This window comes from Cytobacillus sp. FSL R5-0569 (genome assembly GCF_038007265.1).
Lineage (GTDB): Bacteria > Bacillota > Bacilli > Bacillales > Cytobacillaceae > Cytobacillus > Cytobacillus kochii.
Genome location: NZ_JBBOWW010000001.1, coordinates 886608 through 905064, shown reverse-complemented (window position 1 = coordinate 905064; position 18457 = coordinate 886608). Strand labels below are relative to the sequence as shown.

General features: G+C 37.9%; 13 protein-coding genes. 2 read left to right on the top strand and 11 right to left on the bottom strand.

Annotated features, from left to right (window positions below; genetic code table 11):
- Positions 1-16: 16 nt before the first annotated feature.
- The 8 genes from MKX78_RS04725 to kdgD all read right to left on the bottom strand — a co-directional run bounded on the left by MKX78_RS04725 (position 17) and on the right by kdgD (position 11246).
- On the bottom strand, positions 17-1621 hold the full coding sequence (locus MKX78_RS04725) for an ABC transporter substrate-binding protein (RefSeq protein ID WP_341050033.1): 1605 nt from the start codon (positions 1619-1621) through the stop codon (positions 17-19).
- A 22-nt stretch (positions 1622-1643) separates the two neighbouring features.
- Entirely contained in the window at positions 1644-2912 is a 1269-nt protein-coding gene (locus tag MKX78_RS04720; protein WP_341050031.1) for a hypothetical protein, read from the bottom strand.
- Between the two features lie 329 nt (positions 2913-3241).
- Positions 3242-3565, bottom strand: a complete 324-nt coding sequence (locus MKX78_RS04715) for a nucleoside triphosphate pyrophosphohydrolase (RefSeq protein ID WP_307317302.1) — start codon at positions 3563-3565, stop codon at positions 3242-3244.
- 811 nt (positions 3566-4376) lie between these two features.
- Positions 4377-4919, bottom strand: coding sequence for a competence protein ComK (locus MKX78_RS04710; RefSeq protein WP_095370415.1), 543 nt, complete (start codon positions 4917-4919; stop codon positions 4377-4379).
- A gap of 1101 nt (positions 4920-6020) precedes the next feature.
- Positions 6021-7379 carry a glucarate dehydratase gene (gene gudD / locus MKX78_RS04705; protein WP_233435307.1) on the bottom strand — a complete coding sequence of 453 codons (1359 nt, stop codon included), beginning with the start codon at positions 7377-7379 and terminating at the stop codon, positions 6021-6023.
- 18 nt (positions 7380-7397) lie between these two features.
- Positions 7398-8753 (bottom strand): MFS transporter, encoded by a 1356-nt coding sequence (locus tag MKX78_RS04700; protein WP_341050025.1) that lies wholly within the window; start codon positions 8751-8753, stop codon positions 7398-7400.
- A 95-nt stretch (positions 8754-8848) separates the two neighbouring features.
- Positions 8849-10309 (bottom strand): alpha-ketoglutaric semialdehyde dehydrogenase GucD, encoded by a 1461-nt coding sequence (gucD, locus tag MKX78_RS04695; RefSeq protein WP_095370417.1) that lies wholly within the window; start codon positions 10307-10309, stop codon positions 8849-8851.
- Positions 10310-10313: 4 nt separating this feature from the next.
- Complete coding sequence (gene kdgD, locus MKX78_RS04690) at positions 10314-11246, bottom strand: 5-dehydro-4-deoxyglucarate dehydratase (protein ID WP_095370418.1); 933 nt, start codon at positions 11244-11246, stop codon at positions 10314-10316.
- A gap of 175 nt (positions 11247-11421) precedes the next feature.
- On the opposite strand from kdgD, the gene MKX78_RS04685 reads away from it, so the two are divergent.
- Positions 11422-12108 carry a FadR/GntR family transcriptional regulator gene (locus tag MKX78_RS04685; protein WP_341050023.1) on the top strand — a complete coding sequence of 229 codons (687 nt, stop codon included), beginning with the start codon at positions 11422-11424 and terminating at the stop codon, positions 12106-12108.
- A 56-nt stretch (positions 12109-12164) separates the two neighbouring features.
- Here MKX78_RS04685 and garD read toward each other — a convergent pair whose 3' ends face one another.
- Positions 12165-13700, bottom strand: a complete 1536-nt coding sequence (gene garD / locus MKX78_RS04680) for a galactarate dehydratase (protein ID WP_307319024.1) — start codon at positions 13698-13700, stop codon at positions 12165-12167.
- Positions 13701-13990: 290 nt separating this feature from the next.
- On the opposite strand from garD, the gene MKX78_RS04675 reads away from it, so the two are divergent.
- A complete protein-coding gene (locus tag MKX78_RS04675) occupies positions 13991-14941 on the top strand; it encodes a zinc-binding dehydrogenase (RefSeq protein WP_095370421.1) in 951 nt (316 codons plus the stop codon).
- 297 nt (positions 14942-15238) lie between these two features.
- On the opposite strand, the gene MKX78_RS04670 is transcribed toward MKX78_RS04675, so the two are convergent.
- A complete protein-coding gene (locus MKX78_RS04670) occupies positions 15239-16852 on the bottom strand; it encodes a glycerol-3-phosphate dehydrogenase/oxidase (RefSeq protein WP_341054446.1) in 1614 nt (537 codons plus the stop codon).
- Positions 16853-16952: 100 nt separating this feature from the next.
- Positions 16953-18443 (bottom strand): glycerol kinase GlpK, encoded by a 1491-nt coding sequence (gene glpK / locus MKX78_RS04665; protein ID WP_307319031.1) that lies wholly within the window; start codon positions 18441-18443, stop codon positions 16953-16955.
- Positions 18444-18457 lie beyond the last annotated feature (14 nt).

The window sequence follows — 18457 nt, the reverse complement described above, 5'->3', positions numbered from 1 at the left end:
CTCCTCCCAGCACTTTTTATTGATCAATCCAAACAGGTGCGAGCGTATACCATTCTTCTGATGGAACCACAAAGCCTTTCACTCGCTTATTCACTACATAAGGTGCCGTATCATGAACAATTGGTGCGAAAGCCGCATCTGTCATAATCTTTTCTTCTGTTTGTCTCCATATTTCTAATGCCTCGACATCGTCTGTTGCTGTAGACGCACGGTCTAACAATTCATCTGTTTCTGCACTTGCATACTTACCTGAATTGAAGCCACCGGGAGCAACAAAGTCCGAATGAGCGACCATTGATAAAAAGAATGGCGATGTTCTACCAGCAGACATTTGATTCATAGCAATAGAAGAATCCATGCCATAACTATATCCTGAGAAATAAGTAATCCATTCCTGCGTATCCAATGTGACGTCAATACCTACCTTTTTCAAATCTCTTTGAATCCATTCAGCAATATCAACAGGCATTAATTGCCCCGAACCATCTACAGAAGTTTGTAATATCATGTTAAACCCATCTTCTAGACCCGCTTCGGCTAATAAATCCTTTGCCTTTTCTGGGTCATACTCATACCATTTACGACTCGGATCAAAGTTCACCGACCCTGGAGATTGTATGGTATAGGCAGGAGAAACCGTTCCTTTTAACAACTGATTGGCAATTCCCTCTCGGTCAATTGCATAATTAATCGCTTGTCTAACCCTTTGATCTTGCATATATTCGTTATCAAAGTTAAATGTTAAGTACCATACATGTGGCGGTGTGCCCGATAAAATATCGAATCCTTTTTCTTCTAAATTTTCAATCCCATCAGGCGGTGGTACAGCAATGATATCCACTTCATCATTTTGCAAGGCTAATACTCTACTAGCTGGATCAGACATTGGTCTAAAAATAACTGTGTCTAACTTCGCTTTTTCGCCCCAATAGTCTTTATTTTTTACTAGCGTTATATTCTCTCCACGATTACGATTATTAAATTTAAATGGTCCCGTTCCAACGGGATTTTCCCCGACGCTATCATTGCCCCATGTAATGATCGATTCTGGACTAACAATTTGTAATGAATTAATCTGAGCTAGCATTCTTGGAAACTCAGAAAAAGGTGAGCTCAAATGAATATTGAGGGTATATTCATCCACCACTTCACTTCTATCAAAAAACTTCCATGTTCTAAATGTACGACTCGACCCGATTTTATCGAAATATTCAAAATTCCCATCCGTTAATCTTTTTATATTAAAATCCACAGCCTCTGCATTAAATGGTGTCCCATCATGAAACTTGACACCCTCTCTTAAGTGGAAAGTATACATCTTTCCGTCCTCAGATACTTGCCAACTCTTCGCTAACACTGGAATGAGCTCTGGTACAGATGCTTCACCAGAAGATTTGCTCAAATCTTCCCCGATTAATGGTTCAAACATTTGATAGTTAATCCTCATCGTTACCCACCCCCCTGCCCGGTGGGGGTCTAACACATCCGCTTCTGATTCCATACCAATGATTAATTCATTCCCATATGTTTTTCCATTGTTTGCTGCACTAGGCATAGTGGTACAAGCTGCTAACGTTGTGACAAATAATAGTAGGATAAAATAGTGGTACATCTTCTTCATTACCGTTTAAGCCTCCTCACCTCTAATTCGCCGCTTCCTTTAATTTATCTAAATGAATGAAGTAAATATGGCGTGGTCTTCCTTTTTGATTCATGGACTCCTTTCCCGTTATTTCTGCTACCTCTTGATCACATAAGCTTTTTAGTATTCTCGAAGCATGTCTCTCACTCGTATTCATGCCCATACTAATATCTCGCGTTGTTACCTTTGTCTTTCTCACCAAGAATAACCATGCATATAATCTTCTTAGTGTTAAGGTAATATTCTTTCGGTTACTGAACAATAATGGATAACTAACTGATTCCTTTGTTCCTAACGGGCCATAAATTCTCTTATCCTCATCAATAAGATAACAACTTCCACGCTCATTCGAACTTGCGTGTTCAAGTGCCTTCTGTGCATTAAAATTAGCACTTTCTGCTGTATCGCCTATACCAATCCCTAAGTGAACTAGCAATTGCTTCTTGCGATTCATAGCTTCAATAAATGTAAAATCTGTTCGCTCCTTACTTACCTTTTCAAACACACCTCTTGTTGAAAACAAACTAACGACCATATTCTCTACATTACTTGTACTCAATAAATAGTTCTGTCCGAAAATAATAATTTCAGTAATCATTTCCTTTACAGCCTGCTTATCATGGACCCCTATCGCCTTAATTTCAAAACGTAATACCGTCAGCTGAAGCTCCTTTTTCTTTATGTCTTGCTCCTTTAATATCGCCTTAACTAACATATCGCGGTTTGTGGATTTCGTATGTTTTATTAAGAAAACGGGAACGTCCTGCGACTTTAGCTGCTCATAAACCGCGTTCATTGTCGTTGCAATCACTTCAACTTGTTGATTCTTTAATAACTTTAAATGATAACGGACTAAAGCGTTACTATCTAAAAAACCATCCTTGTGAGAATGTAAAAAATAAGGAATAAGAGTCAGATTATTTTCCTCATATACTTCTATTAAATAGTCTTGATCTACAATATCGTAGCTAATGACTGGAAATCGGTTATACTGCTCATATACCTGTAAAAGTAATCGGTAAATATCCGCTCCTTCAAAAGGAATATAATAAGCCATACTTGAATTTGGAATAAATTTTAATGCTAGTTGAAATGGTGAAGGACCAGCAAAAATATACATATCTACTGGGAATTTATAGTTTTCAATCAACCTTGGTGATTGTTCTGCAGATTCATAAAATAGTGGAATCACATCTATCCCCTCAAACTCTGAGGCAATGTGACAAATCTCTTGACCAAGTGGAACAGGACCAACAACCGCCATCTTCAATTCAATAAAAACACACCTCCCAACTTCCTTGTCTTTAATATGTCGTTAATTATCTTTGTTATAAAAGGCAACGTCAACAAACTTGTAAGGAAATGTGACATAAAAACACTACAAAACAAGAAAATTCAGATTATTTTCCTATTACAATGCTTTTATGAGAGCGCTATCAGGTACTTTTTATGGATATAAAAGCACTTGTTGGTTGTTATATAGGATAACTTGTTAGATTTTTTCACATATATTAAGAAAGCACATGATGCATGCATCATGTGCTTTCTTATGTATCCTTTTGTAATGCCATTGATTTTACCTTAAAGATGATAATAAGCTTATTCTTGCACATCTATCAAAAGCACCCTACACTCGAACCTTCCTCTTTGTTGAGCTTTTGTCCTTCTAATCGCATCTAATTCATCAACTGACATTTGTTGAGCTTCTGATAATGCATAAACGACTTCGAGAATATCAGCTAGCTCTTCACCTTGATCCTTCAAGTGCCCTGCCTGTAGATATTCATTCACTTCTTCTTGAAGTTTACGTTTAAGTGCCATTGTATATTCAGAGTGAGATAGTATTCTTGTATTGTATAATTTCCCTGACTTTTGGATGATGTCGGGAATTCTGTCACGTACTAGTTTGTTATAAGTTGGCAAGAGAAGTCTCCTTTCTATCTATCATAATCGAGATTGATTCACGCTAATACTAATCAAAATTCACGGAACTAGCTTTAGCGCTACTCATTTCTGCGAATTCAATGGCAGGGTAGTCTTTTATTAGTAGCGATTTTACTGGTTACCCTACTTATCTCTCTAATTCTTCTTTTATTAGTAGCAATTCCACTGGTTACCCTACTTATATCACTAATTATTCTTTTATTAGTAGTGATTCCACTGGTTACCCTACTTAATAACTAATTCTTCTTTTATTAGTTGCGATTTCACTAGTTACCCTACTTATCTCTCTAATTCTTCTTTTATTAGTAGCGATTTCACTGGTTACCCTACTTATCTCTCTAATTCTTCTTTTATTAGTAGCGATTTTACTGGTTACCCTACTTATCTCTCTAATTCTTCTTTTATTAGTAGCGATTTTACTGGTTACCCTACTTATCTCTCTAATTCTTCTTTTATTAGTAGCGATTTTACTGGTTACCCTACTTATCTCTCTAATTCTTCTTTTATTAGTAGCGATTTTACTGGTTACCCTACTTATCTCTCTAATTCTTCTTTTATTAGTAGCGATTTTACTGGTTACCCTACTTATATCACTAATTCTTCTTTTATTAGTTGCGATTTTACTGGTTACCCTACTTATATCACTAATTCTTCTTTTATTAGTTGCGATTTTACTGGTTACCCTACTTATATCACTAATTCTTCTTTTATTAGTTGCGATTTCACTGCTTGTCCTGCTTATATGGCAATAACTCCTTGATTCTCGAACTGACCCTTCGTACGTATATTATCATTCTGATTTATACTCTTCCTTTTCTTCACTAATCATTCCAGGGAGCTCCATTAAAGGAACGAATGATTGCTTATTTATTGAATCTTGAATTTGTCCACGAAGAAGGCGTGCTTGGTCCCACCTTTTCTTAGCTTTATTACAGCTAATAGAAAGATTGAAATAATAACCGCTTGTTAAAATTATTTTTGTCATATTTTTATTAAATGGTTGCATTTCATGAATATGTGCTAGAGAAACAAATGTATTATCAATATCGTATTGAGATGAAAAATAGAACCAATACATATCCTGAGCCCCCCAAATACGAATAGGCGGTGTACTTTTTTTATCTAGCTTGTACTTAGCAGCTTGGAGAGCCCCTTTATAGGTCATTCCATACTCTCTCAAACTGTCTTTTACAATGGCTATTGGTGGTTTTTCCACAATAAAAGTTGTATTCTTTCCTTCGATTACTTGTGTATGAATATAGTTATTATGTACATTTATCGCTTTTAAAGCTTCCGTTTTGCTCTTCAGTAAATAATCAGTATGGTTTAACATTTTTATCCCCTTTCTTATTTACTTATTTTCAATTAAGTAAATTAAGGGTATACTAACATCATGTTGGTATACCAACTGCACAGCGCTCAAGTCCGATGTCTGCCAGGACTGACTTGAGTGCTTTTATTTTAATTAGCTCTCCCCTAAGCTTCACCTCCTTGTCTATCGAACCAAAGAATGAGATTACAAAAACAATGCATGTTATTATCAAGAAGAACATCTGATTACTTGCTTTCAATACTCTTTTAAATGACTTACAAACTGGATATTGTATACTCGAACTACCCCTTAAATCCCTCCATTTCTTTTTTTATGAGCTTCGTATTTGAAAGAGGAGATTTATAAACAATATTCATAGATTAGACTTTGTTTAATGGCCATTGCTTCTTTGCCAACAGGGGCCAAAATGAAATGAAGAGTCCTTTATCCCCCATTGATTCATGTCGGCAACTAATGGTTGAACCATCTTCTCATCTCGATATTTCTCCGCTAACTCTTTCTCTATACGTAACTGTGTTATTACTTTTTAAAAATGACGCGTTCTATGAAGACCTTTAATCTTAGCCCTTATAACATATGGAACAAATTCTCAACCTGACATTGTCTTCATGTTAAAATAAAAAGTGAGAAATAAAATGGTTCGTTATTCTTTAATACTCGAATAAAGTCCCTCATCTCCCACCGCTCACTTATCTCTATCTTTCTCTTCACACTCTCATCAAAAGAAATAAAGATATTCATCGTTTCTAAAAGACATTTTGTCGTATCTCCACCTATTGACTCAAACCCAAGCACAAGCCTTTCACTGTGACTAGTACATCAATACTATAAATATGATTAACTACCAAGACCTTTATCTTAGTAATTATACATATTTTTCTAAATATTTAAAATGTATTTCGTCATATTTTTTCATTTTTTTTATTTACTTTAACTCTAGCACTTAAATCCTTCTAGTTATTCACCTTTATCGCCTTCATACTGACAAGACTTATTTGATCGTACACAATTGGTCTTAGATCTTACATAATAGTAAGTTTTAGAAAAGCTAAATAAACACCAGGACACAATCCTGGTGTTATCTGAACCGTTTATTTATCCTTATCTAACCATACAAGGTTTCTTCGGATTAAACTGCCAATTTGGAATTAAGTATTGCATACTTTTGGCATCATCTCTGCTGCCAAGTCCGTATGTTTTATAGAGTTGATGAGCATCTGCTAGTTTCTCTCTATCTATCTCAATGCCTAAGCCTGGTTTTTTTGGTACTTCGATTTTTCCTTCTTTTATTATGAAGGGGTCTTTTGTTAGATGCTGACCTTCCTGCCAAATCCAGTGTGTATCAATAGCTGTTACCTTCCCTGGTGCACTAGCTGCAACATGGGTGAACATCGCCAGCGATATATCAAAGTGATTGTTAGAATGGGAACCCCATGTTAAGCCAAAGTCCTTGCATGTTTGGGCAACTCTCACAGAACCTTGCATCGTCCAAAAATGGGGGTCGGCAAGAGGTATATCAACAGCTTGTAGGCGAATACTATGTGCCATTTGTCTCCAATCTGTGGCAATCATATTAGTTGCGGTTGGTAAGCCTGTTTCTAAACGAAACTCAGCCATAATTTCTCTAGATGAGAAGCCATTTTCAGCCCCACATGGGTCTTCTGCATAGGCGAGTATATGATTTTTCCCTTTACATAATGCGATGGCTTCATTTAAGGACCAAGCCCCATTAGGATCAAGTGTCACTCTAGCATGAGGGAAGCGTTCTTTAATGGCTATAATGGATTCCATTTCTTCTTCTCCATTAAACACGCCGCCTTTTAGTTTAAAGTCTTTAAATCCATATCTTTCGTATGCGGCTTCAGCAAGGGCTACCACCTGCTCTGGTGTTACGGCCTCTTCATGGCGTAACTGAAACCAACGATTATTATCGCTTGTTGGTGATTCATACGGGAGATCTGTTTTATGACGGTCACCAATATAGAATAAATAGCCTAATACTTCAACTTGATCACGCTGCCTACCTTCTCCTAGCAAGTCCGATACAGGTACATTCAGATATTTACCAAGTAAGTCAAGGAACGCCGATTCGATAGCTGTAACTACATGAATGGTTGTACGCAAATCAAAAGTTTGTTGTCCTCTTCCTGCTACATCCTTGTTAGCAAATGCTTCATTGACCTGTTTAAGCACTTGTTGATAAGCACCAATTGAACTCCCAATAATTATCTCTGTTGCAGCTTCTAGCGTTTGACGAATAGATTCTCCTCCAGGAACCTCACCTACTCCCATTCGGCCAGAATGATCATGCAAAATTAAGATGTTCCGAGTGAAAAAAGGGGCATGAGCGCCACTTAAGTTCAAGAGCATGCTGTCTCTGCCTGCAACAGGGATGACCTCCACTTTTGTGATAACAGGTGCTTCTTTGGCTATCATTTTATCTACTATATTTGCTTCCATACCTTTCTTCCTCCCCTATCAAACTTTCTTCAATTCTACTCGCTTAATTTCACCTACAAGGAATAAATAACTTAATATTGCGACTAAAGCGCTCGCACCAACAAACAACAACGCCATATTAAAAGATCCAGTCGTGCCTACAATATAGCCAATAATGATTGGAGTAGTAATACCTGCTACATTACCAAAAGTATTAAACAATCCTCCACTCACCCCTGACATCTCTTTCGGAGAAGTATCCGCAACAACGGCCCATCCCAGAGACCCAAATCCTTTGCCAAAAAAAGCTAGGGACATTACAAAAACAACTACCCATTCTGTGGTCACATAGTTAGCAATGACAAGGCTCATAGAGAGAAGTACACCAGTAATAATTGGTATTTTCCTTGCTGCCGTTATCGAGACACCCTTCTTCAATAAGAAATCAGAGAACGTTCCTCCCAATATACCACCAATAAATCCACAGATAGCAGGTAATGAAGCAACTAAACCTGCCTCTAATATATTCATACCTCTTTGATCCACTAAATAGACCGGGAACCATGTTAAGAAGAAATAGGTCAATGTCGTTATGCAATATTGTCCTAGGTAGACGCCGAGAAGCATTTTATTGCTTAATAATTGCTTTATATATTGCCAGTTCGGCCCTTGCTTTTTCTCTACTTGATTGGCCGCAGTATCCATATCAACTAATGCGCCGCCTTCTTTTATATAATCCAACTCTGCTTGATTAATTTTAGGGTGATCTTTTGGGTTGTATATCGTTTTTAACCATACAAAGGCTACAATGATTCCGATGGCCCCCATGAAAAAGAAGACATATTCCCAACCAAATGTGAAGGTGATATACCCCATGATAGGTGCGAATAGTACAGTAGCAAAGTATTGGCCTGAATTGAAGATTGCTGCGGCAGTCCCTCTTTCCGCACTCGGAAACCATGCAGCTACAATTCGGCTATTTGCAGGGAAAGATGGTGATTCTGCCAACCCTACAAAAAATCTTAAGGCAAATAAAATGATAACAACTGTTGTGACTGATTGAAATGAACCTATTAACCCTTGTACTAAAGTAAACAAAGACCAAAGGAAAATACTCCAAAAATAAACACGCTTAGAGCCAAATTTATCAAGCAACCATCCACCAGGAATCTGCCCTAATACATAGGACCACGCAAATGCTGAAAATAAATACCCCATCATCACTGAATTTATACCTAGATCACTTGATAGCGCTGGACCGGCAATTGATAAAGTAGCACGATCAGCATAATTGATAACTGTGACAATAAAGATCATTAGAACAATTAACCATCTCGTTTTTGTTTTCTTTCCTGTTGCTGGTGTTATTTGTCTTTCCGATTTAAGGACTGCCATGGTAATCACCCTCTTTTATTTTATTGAATGTAAGCGTAAACAATCTACTGTTTTTTTAAATGATGAGTAGGTCGCGCTGCCCACTCATCCTGATGCTAGCCTTTTACAAACACAGTTTTAATAGATGTAAAGAATTCTTTTGCTGCCTCTCCTTGTTCACGTGAATGTGAACTCGATTCCTTCATACCACCGAATGGTGCTTGTAATTCAACACCAGCACTTTCAGCGTTAATCCGGATCAATCCCGCTTCCATCTCTTGAACAAATTTCAGCATTCTTGTAATATTTTGCGTAAAAATCGAAGCACTTAAGCCATAAGCAGAATCATTAGCTACTTCAACTGCGCTCTCTAATGACGAAACTTTTATGAGAGCGATAACCGGTCCGAAAATCTCTTCTCTAGCAATAGCGATTTCTTGATCTGCTACTTCAAAGATCGTTGGTTCGACAAAATAGCCACCACTCTCCTTGTCTTCATATGGCTTACCACCTAGAAGCAGCTTTGCACCATCACTTACCCCTGTTTGAATAGCTTGTAATACATTTTTATATTGCGACTCACTTGCACATGGTCCCATCCAACTACTTGCATGAAGACCTGATCCAATCGTAATCTTTTTCGTTTCAATCACCAATTTTTCTACAAATCTATCATATACCGCTTCTTCTACAATCACTCGGCTCGTTGCTGTACACTTTTGTCCAGTAGAGAGAAAAGCACCTTTAATAACAGCGTCGACTGCTAACTCTAAATCAGCATCCTTGGCAACGATTACTGGGTTTTTACCACCCATTTCAAGTTGATACTTCACGCCTCGTTTCATTGCCTCATGTGCGATTGATTTACCAACTGCATTTGACCCAGTAAAAGTAATTCCTTTTATATCTGGATGTTTAGCAATCCCTCCACCGACTACAGCGCCAGAGCCAGTGACCATATTTAGTACACCCTTTGGTAATCCTGCATCAGCAAAGCATTGAGCAATTTTCGCAAAAGTAACTGCGCTTTCACTAGCAGGCTTAATGACTACTGTATTTCCATATATCAGTGCTGGTGCCACTTTCCATATTGGAATAGCAACAGGGAAATTCCAAGGAGTGATAACGCCCACAACTCCAAGTGGTACTCTTGTCGTAAACATCAATGCTTCATTATCGGTAGATGGAATGACATCACCTACTTTTCTCATTCCTTCTCCTGCATAATATTTTAAAATCGCTATGCCACGTTTCGTTTCACCCTTCGTCTCCGCAAGTGTTTTACCCATTTCCTTCGTAGCACATTCAGCAATTTCTTCTAACCGCTCCTCCATTAATCCAGCTACTTTATAAAGTATTTCACCACGCTGGGCACCACTTAAATTTCTCCAAGGTTTCTGAGCATGCTTCGCTGCTTCAACAGCTTTATCTAGATCATCTGTTGTTGACGATTGAATCACACCAACTATTTCACTCGGTGCCGCCGGATTGATACTTTCAATTGTTTCATTTGAATTCGACTCTATCCATTCCCCATTAATATAATTTAAGTAGTTTGCCGTTGTCACTGTACTCATTCCCTTACCCCCTGACAATCTTTTGCTTTTTTGGATACTTCTCTTTTGCTCGTTGCAAAATACTTTCTAATTGTTTGTAATGTTCAAGTTCTACAGGTGTGAAAGGTGCACGAACCTTGTTCTGAACTGGTAACCCTGACAGTTCCATACCTGCTTTAATTAAGGAGACTGCATAGCCTTTTCGCTGCTTACGGATCTCATTTATTGGTAAAATAATATCTTTATATATCTCGTGGACAATTTCATTTTTCCCTTGTAACAAAGCATCATAAAACTGTCTAGAAATATGAGGGATATAATTTGAAATTGCAGAGGAATACGAATCAAACCCTAATGGAATATAAGCTGGCATTGTTACCTCAGCCATAGGCATGCCATTCAACCAGCTTAAACGTTTACCGATACGATTGGTTAAACAAATATTCAGTTCCATATTCCCTACACCATCTTTTAGGCCAACCAGTTGCTCTAAATCTAGTAATTTCTCTAATGTGCTAGGTTGTAGAATCGCGTTATTCCTTTGATAAACAATAGCATTAAGTGATGTTTCTGAGATTACTTGATACAGATAATCATATAATCCCTCTTGTTCACCTTCTGCTAAATAGGGAGGTAATACAAGAAAGCCATCTGCTTTTTTATCCTCTGATAAGCGCGCATATGAAAGGGCATCCTGAATATTTCCACCTACACCTGTATAAACAGGTACCTTACCACCTGCTTCTTGGATGGCAACATCAAGCATGATTTCATATTCCTCTTTACTCAATGATTGGAACTCTCCTGACCCACATGCGATAAAGATTGCCTCTAATCCTTCTTCAATCAAATATCGAATATTAACTTCTAACGCTTTTTCGTCTAACTTTCCATTTTCATCAAATGGAGCTACAGGAAATCCGAGAATACCTGTAGGTGCTTTTCTAGGTGAATGCATATTTCATTCCTCCCCTTTCAATTTGTTATGTATAATTGTAAGACAAATTAAATTAACTGACAATATGTTTTTTGAAAATTTTTATTTATTTTTCTAAAGGGCTTGCTATTCTTTTAATTCTATTTGTATTACAATTAGATTAATTAAACTATTGTAATTTGGATGGTGGACAATTGTGAAGAAAGATGCGCTTGATTTAATTAGTAGCCAAGTCGTACGAAAAACATTGGCTCAGCAAGTAGAGGAACAAATAATTGAGTTATTAATTTCAAATAAACTTAAACCCGGTGACAAACTACCTCCGGAAATGGAATTAATGGAACTTCTAGGTGTCAGTCGTCCCGTCATGAGAGAGGCGATGACTTCACTGGAATCTCTTGGTATTGTAAAAAGAAAAACGAGAGATGGTACTTACTTTACTGAGAGTATAAGTAATAAACCATTTTCAACCATGCTTTCCCTTGTTAGTGACAATATTGAAGCAATCGTTGAAGCACGCACCTCTTTAGAACTAGGTCTTGTTACATATGCAGCAGAAAAAATGACAGATGAAACTCTTGAAGCTTTGAATGACACAATTATCAAAATGGAAAATTCAGTCGACAACGAGTATGGTGAACATGATCTTATGTTTCATCGAATTATAGCCCTTAGTGTAAATAATCCTGTCTTACAAGGAATGATTGATTCGCTTTTACTCTCACATGTAAAAATCAACGCACAAATCAAATATCGAGAAAAAGAAAAAACAATCAGACATCATAAAGCCATTTATGAAGCACTCAAGAAAAAAGATCCTCAGGCTGCATTTCAAGCAATGTACAATCATTTGAAGTTTGTTGAAGGAAAAGTATTAGAATAAAAAACGAACCCAAACCGTATGTAAAGAACGGTACTGGGTTCGTTTTTTTTATCTAATTAAGTAATCGGTGCAGGATTAAATAGAGCTAAATCATTATGAAGCCCCCATTGATCTGCCCAAGTCTTTCTTTCTCCACTTGCTACTTCAATAATGTGATGGAATATTTCCCATCCCACATCTTCAATTGTTGATTCACCTGTGGCAATCGTTCCCGCATTTACATCAATTAAATCATTCCACTGTTCTGCTAAAGCATTTCTTGTGGATACTTTTATGACAGGTGCCATTGCTAATCCATACGGTGTGCCCCTACCAGTTGTAAATACCTGTAGATGCATGCCAGAAGCTAACTGTAATGTACCGCATACGAAATCGCTTGCCGGAGTAGCCGCATAAAGGAGACCTTTCTGTGTTGCTTTTTCTCCTGGTGCGAGCACACCAGAAATAGCACTACTACCAGATTTAACAATTGAACCTAATGATTTCTCTACTATATTAGATAGGCCTCCTTTTTTATTGCCAGGAGATGGGTTCGCACTTCGATCTGCTTTACCTTTTTGAAGATACTCATCATACCATTGCATTTCTTTAATTAAAGCGTTTCCAATCTCTTTCGTTTCGCACCGAGGTGTCAAAAGATGGACTGCATCCCTTACTTCAGTTACTTCAGAAAACATGACTGTAGCACCAGCTCTTACTAAAAGGTCAGCAGCATAACCAACAGCAGGATTAGCTGTAACACCTGAAAAAGCATCACTTCCCCCACATTGTAAGCCAACCACTAAATCGCTTACTGAGCAGATTTCTCTTTTGCGAAGGTTTAGTTTCTCTAACTTTTCTTCGGCCATATTCATAATATTTGTTACCATATCTGAAAAACCTGCTTGTTCTTGTAAAGACAATATGTCGCGATCTTTACCATCAGGTGCGAGCATTAATGGTGATAACTTTTCACACCCAAGACCGATGATTAAAGCTTCCCCTCCAAAGTTCGGGTGCTTAGCTAAATTCTGCAAAGTCCTTATCGGGATGATTGCTTCTGGCGCTTGAATGGCTACTCCACATCCGTACTGATGATTAATAGCTACGACATCATCTACATTTGGATAGTTTGGCAGTAATTCATTTTTTATTCTCTTCACAGCAAAATCAAGTACACCTACAACACATTGCACACTTGTTGATATTCCCAAAACATTCTTTATTCCTACACTTCCATCAGGATTGCGAAATCCTCGGAATGTATACCCCTCTAATGGTGGGAGGGCATCAGGCACACGAGTTGCTATACTTAACTTATGTAAATCTGGTGGAATAGGAAGCTCAACCATTGACTCTTCTACCCAACTTCCTTTCTTAATAGGTTTCAACGCTTTCCCTATCACCTCTCCGTAACGGATAATCTCATCCTTTTCAGCTATTTCTTTAAGTGCTACTTTATGTCCTTCTGGTACTCTACTAGTAAGAACCAGCCCGTTAGAAAAGGTTGTACCTTCCTTTAACCCACCAGCATTAACAACAATTGCTACATTGTCTTTTTCATGGACTTTTATAAAAAGGGGCTCTTCTTTTCGTTCTGTGTTCAATCGCATAATTCATCCCTCCTCATTTTGTATTATTGTAAGACAAATAAACTAAATGGTCAATAAATAGTGAGAATATTTTAAATAATATTCTCTCATTTGCATTGGTGACAAACTTTTCTTATAGAAAAGTAAGTATAGAGGAAAGCCAGTAATATATTGCTATTTTTGATTCAGTATACAGAATACACAAATAGCGTTATAATTTATATTGTCGACAATGTACAATTGTAATATCAATTTAATCGGCAAATCCTAGGTAGGAACCATGGTAAAACTTTTAGAAAGAAGGGGTTAATATGAAAGGCTGGGAATTTACAGCAACCAATGTACCATTGAAAGTAGTTGAAAAACCAGATCCAGTAGCAACTGAGGGTCGTGTAATTATCGATGTGAAGGCAGCTGGACTTTGTCATTCTGATGTAGGAGCTTTACATGATCCAAAATGGATGGATATTATCGAGAAAAAACCAATCATTATGGGACATGAAGTAGCAGGTATGATTACTGAAGTTGGCGAAGGTGTAACCGATTTCAAAGTAGGTGACCGCGTTGGTGTTTGTCCTGTTAGCTTAGTTGGTATGGGACCTGGATATGGTTATGATGGAGGCTATTCAAATAAAGTATCTGCTCCCGCGATTGACCTTGTACCCATTCCTGATGGTGTAACTTATGCACAAGCGGCAGCTGGCACCGATGCAGGAATGACCTCTTATCACGCAATGTTCAAACGTGGTGAAGCTAAACCAGGAATGAAAGTAGCAGTAATTGGTATCGGAGGATTAGGTCAAATTGCTGCTCGTGCAGCTGTTGTGGCTGGCATTGAAACGTATGCAGTAGATGTAAGCCCTAAAGCACGTGAATTAGCCAAAGAAATTGGTGTAAAAGATGTATTTGAAGATATTAAAGAATTAGCCGATATTGCACCAGATTTAGTAGTCGATTATGCTGGCTTCGGTACCACAACAGCTGGCGCAATTGATATAGTTGCACCAGGTGGTAAAGTTGTATTAGTAGGTATGGGGAAACTAGAATCTACAATTAATACTGATCCACTTATCTTAAAAGCTGCAAGCCTACTCGGAAGTGTTGGTGGAGATAAATACGATATTGCAGAAGTATATAAATTAATGGCTTCAGGCGATATCGATCCAGCCATTACTGAAATCACCTTTGATGAAATTGGGGAAGGTTTAGCTCGTTTAGAACGTCATGAAGTGACAGGACGTTTAGTAGCGATTATGGATTAATAAGACATTTAAGATACAAAATGGGTTTGGATTATCTTCCAAGCCCATTTTATCTTTTATAGTACATCATTCGCCAACGAATTTAGTAGGGTGTAAGAGGTGGACATGCAAATAATCCTTTGTGTCCTAAGTATGTTCAATCACACGTTTAAATCCTGATCATGTTTACTTTGACATGTCGTAATCAATACACAACCACTAAAAAGTGAGCAAACTTGATAATTGCAACCTTAAACTTCTAACTTTATTCCAATTCAAAAAAAAAACGCACGGCTCAAGCCGTACGATTTTCTATGATTATGCCTTATTTATTTCCTCTTTCAACTCTTCTCTCATTTTCTCTGTCCTTTGTGCATTCCAAGCAAAATAATCACTCATAAATGTCACAACTGCTTCACTATAGTTCATTGCCCATTGTTTATTAAACAATATGGCACTTGTGCGTCGCATAAAATAATCGGTTGGGGTTTCGGTCATTTCTTCTTCTAAGCTATAGATTAATGTAGCATAGGCTTCAAGGGATAGATTGACTTTATCATGCTCACCCTTAGCTTTTTTAGCAATTTCAAATACGTTTTTGATATTAGAGCCATAGCGTTCGACTATGCGCTTTGCTTCTTGTTCTGTAAATCCGATTGCTGTACCATTCTTTATTTGCTCTTCCACAAAAGACTGGTAGCCATTAGAACCACCTACATCACCGCCTGATAAAATGATGTGATCTGTTTGACATGATTGGGTGTTTCCTAATCTCTCTGCGACAACATCGACTGTTTTTTCGGCCATTTTGCGGTAGCCTGTTAGTTTGCCACCTGCTATGGTGATGAGCCCAGTATCAGAATAGAATATTTCATCTTTACGTGAGATTTCGGATTCTTTTTTTCCTTCTTCGTAGATGAGTGGACGAACACCCGCCCAATGTGATTCAATCTGGTCTTTAGACAATGATAATGTTGGAAAAACCAGTTCTACTGTTTTTAGTAGATAATCACGGTCCTCTTCTGTCATTTCTGGATTTACGAGGTCTCCCTCATATTTAGTATCTGTTGTGCCTAGATATGTTTTTCCGTTACGTGGAATGGCGAATACCATTCTTTTATCTGGTGTGTCAAAGTAAACAGCGTTTTGTAACGGAAAGTCTTTTTGGTCAAATACTAAGTGGACACCCTTTGTATGAAATAATTTCTTACCGCTTAGAGAGCCATCTTTTTTTCTTAGTCCATCTACCCAGATGCCTGTAGCATTAACAACTTCCTTCGCATAAATAGGGAAAGCTTCGCCTGAAAATACATCAACTGCATTTACACCAATGACTTTGCCATTTTCATATATAAAGTCGTCTGCTTTGACATAGTTTGCTAAGGTTGCACCGAGTTCATCTGCTTTTTTAGCGACTTCAAGTGTGAGACGGGCATCATCTGTTTTATATTCTACATAGTAACCTGCACCTTTCAGGGTGTCTTTTACAAGTAATGGCTCTTTTTTAATTGCCTCTTCTTTAGATAGCATCTTCCGTCTTTCACTCTTCTTAACACCTGCAAGAAAGTCGTAAACCCTTAATCCAATACCAGTAGTAAACGGTCCAAATGTACCTCCTTTAATTAACGGAAGCAGCATCCATTCAGGATTGGTAACATGGGGTGCATTCTCATAAACGATGGCTCTTTCTTTCCCGACCTCTGCCACCACGCCTATTTGCATTTGTTTTAAATAACGTAGCCCGCCATGAACAAGCTTAGTTGAGCGGCTACTTGTGCCAGCAGCAAAATCCTGCATATCAATTAGCCCTGTATCTAAGCCACGTGACTGGGCATCAAGAGCAATTCCAGCTCCGGTAATCCCACCTCCGAGTACAAGTAAATCAAATTTTTTGTTTTTCAATTCGTTTAAGTTTGCGTTTCTATTCATCATAATCCATCCTTCCTTGGATAAATGAAAAGACCGCAAATAGCCCTTATGTACAGGGTTGATTTGCGGTCTCTCATTCTCCAACATTTTATATTAACTTGTTTTATTGAAATGCGATTGTTGCTTTAATTGCTTTCTTCCAGCCGTTATATAATTCGTCACGCTTGCTTGATTCCATTTGATTTTCAAATGAATCTCCAATTTTCCAGTTATTAATGATTTCTTCTTTTGTCCAGAAGTCAACAGCTAAGCCGGCTAAATACGCAGCTCCTAAAGCCGTTGTTTCATTAATTTCTGAGCGTTCAACAATAGTGTCTAGTATATCACTTTGGAATTGCATTAAGAAATTGTTTTTCACAGCGCCACCATCGACACGTAACTTCTTCAGCTCAATACCTGAATCACTTTCCATTGCTGTTAACACATCTTTTGTTTGATATGCGAGGCTCTCTAATGTGGCACGAATAAAATGTTCCTTCGTCGTTCCACGCGTCATTCCAAAAGCAGCTCCTCGAATATCACTTTCCCAATAGGGTGTCCCAAGTCCAACAAATGCAGGTACAAGATAAACACCATCAGTTGATTCTACACGCGTTGCGTAGTCTTCACTTTCTGGGGCAGTCTTAATCATTCTCATGCCATCTCTCAACCATTGAATAGCCGAGCCAGCAACAAAAATACTACCCTCTAATGCATATTCTACCTTACCATCCAGTCCCCATGCAATAGTTGTGAGTAAACCATTTTCTGATTGCACTGGATTTTCCCCTGTATTCATAAGCATAAAGCACCCTGTGCCGTACGTGTTTTTTGCCATGCCTTTCTCAAAACAAGCCTGACCGAATAAAGCAGCTTGTTGGTCACCAGCAATACCGGAAATGGGAATCGTGATATCGCCAAAAATCTCTTTCGCTGTTTCCACATACACTTCAGAACTGGATTTCACCTCAGGCAGCATAGACTTAGGAACTGTAAGAATATCTAATAATTCGTCATCCCAGCTCAAATCGTAAATATTATACATTAATGTTCTTGATGCATTCGTGTAATCTGTTACATGTGCTTGACCGTTAGATAACTTCCAAATAATCCATGTATCAATCGTTCCGAAAAGCAAGTCGCCATTTTCTGCCTTTTCACGTGCTCCTTCAACATTGTCTAATATCCACTTTACTTTTGTACCTGAAAAGTATGCATCAATTAATAAGCCCGTTTTCGAACGAAAAGTATCATTTAAGCCTTTTGCTTTTAATTCATTGCAGATTTCACTCGTTTGTCTGGATTGCCATACGATAGCGTGATAGATTGGTAAACCGGTATTTTTATCCCATACAACCGTTGTTTCCCTTTGATTAGTGATCCCAATAGAAGCAATTTCACTGCCTTGTATATTATTTTCACTTATGACACCCGCCATAACAGAAAGAATAGAAGCGTAAATTTCCATCGCATCATGCTCAACCCAGCCTGGCTTTGGAAAATGCTGTTTAAACTCTCGTTGATATTCACCTACAATATGACCTTCTTTATTAAAAAGTATCGCTCTTGAACTTGTTGTTCCTTGATCTAGTGATAAGATATATTTTTTTGTCATGTCGGCATCCCCCT

Coding starts and splice junctions, on each gene's coding strand:
- MKX78_RS04725 (WP_341050033.1), bottom strand. CDS start 1,621: ATGAAGAAGATGTACCACTATTTTATCCTACTATTATTTGTCACAACG.
- MKX78_RS04710 (WP_095370415.1), bottom strand. CDS start 4,919: ATGTTAAACCATACTGATTATTTACTGAAGAGCAAAACGGAAGCTTTA.
- gudD (WP_233435307.1), bottom strand. CDS start 7,379: ATGGAAGCAAATATAGTAGATAAAATGATAGCCAAAGAAGCACCTGTT.
- MKX78_RS04700 (WP_341050025.1), bottom strand. CDS start 8,753: ATGGCAGTCCTTAAATCGGAAAGACAAATAACACCAGCAACAGGAAAG.
- gucD (WP_095370417.1), bottom strand. CDS start 10,309: ATGAGTACAGTGACAACGGCAAACTACTTAAATTATATTAATGGGGAA.
- kdgD (WP_095370418.1), bottom strand. CDS start 11,246: ATGCATTCACCTAGAAAAGCACCTACAGGTATTCTCGGATTTCCTGTA.
- garD (WP_307319024.1), bottom strand. CDS start 13,700: ATGCGATTGAACACAGAACGAAAAGAAGAGCCCCTTTTTATAAAAGTC.
- MKX78_RS04675 (WP_095370421.1), top strand. CDS start 13,991: ATGAAAGGCTGGGAATTTACAGCAACCAATGTACCATTGAAAGTAGTT.
- MKX78_RS04670 (WP_341054446.1), bottom strand. CDS start 16,852: ATGATGAATAGAAACGCAAACTTAAACGAATTGAAAAACAAAAAATTT.
- glpK (WP_307319031.1), bottom strand. CDS start 18,443: ATGACAAAAAAATATATCTTATCACTAGATCAAGGAACAACAAGTTCA.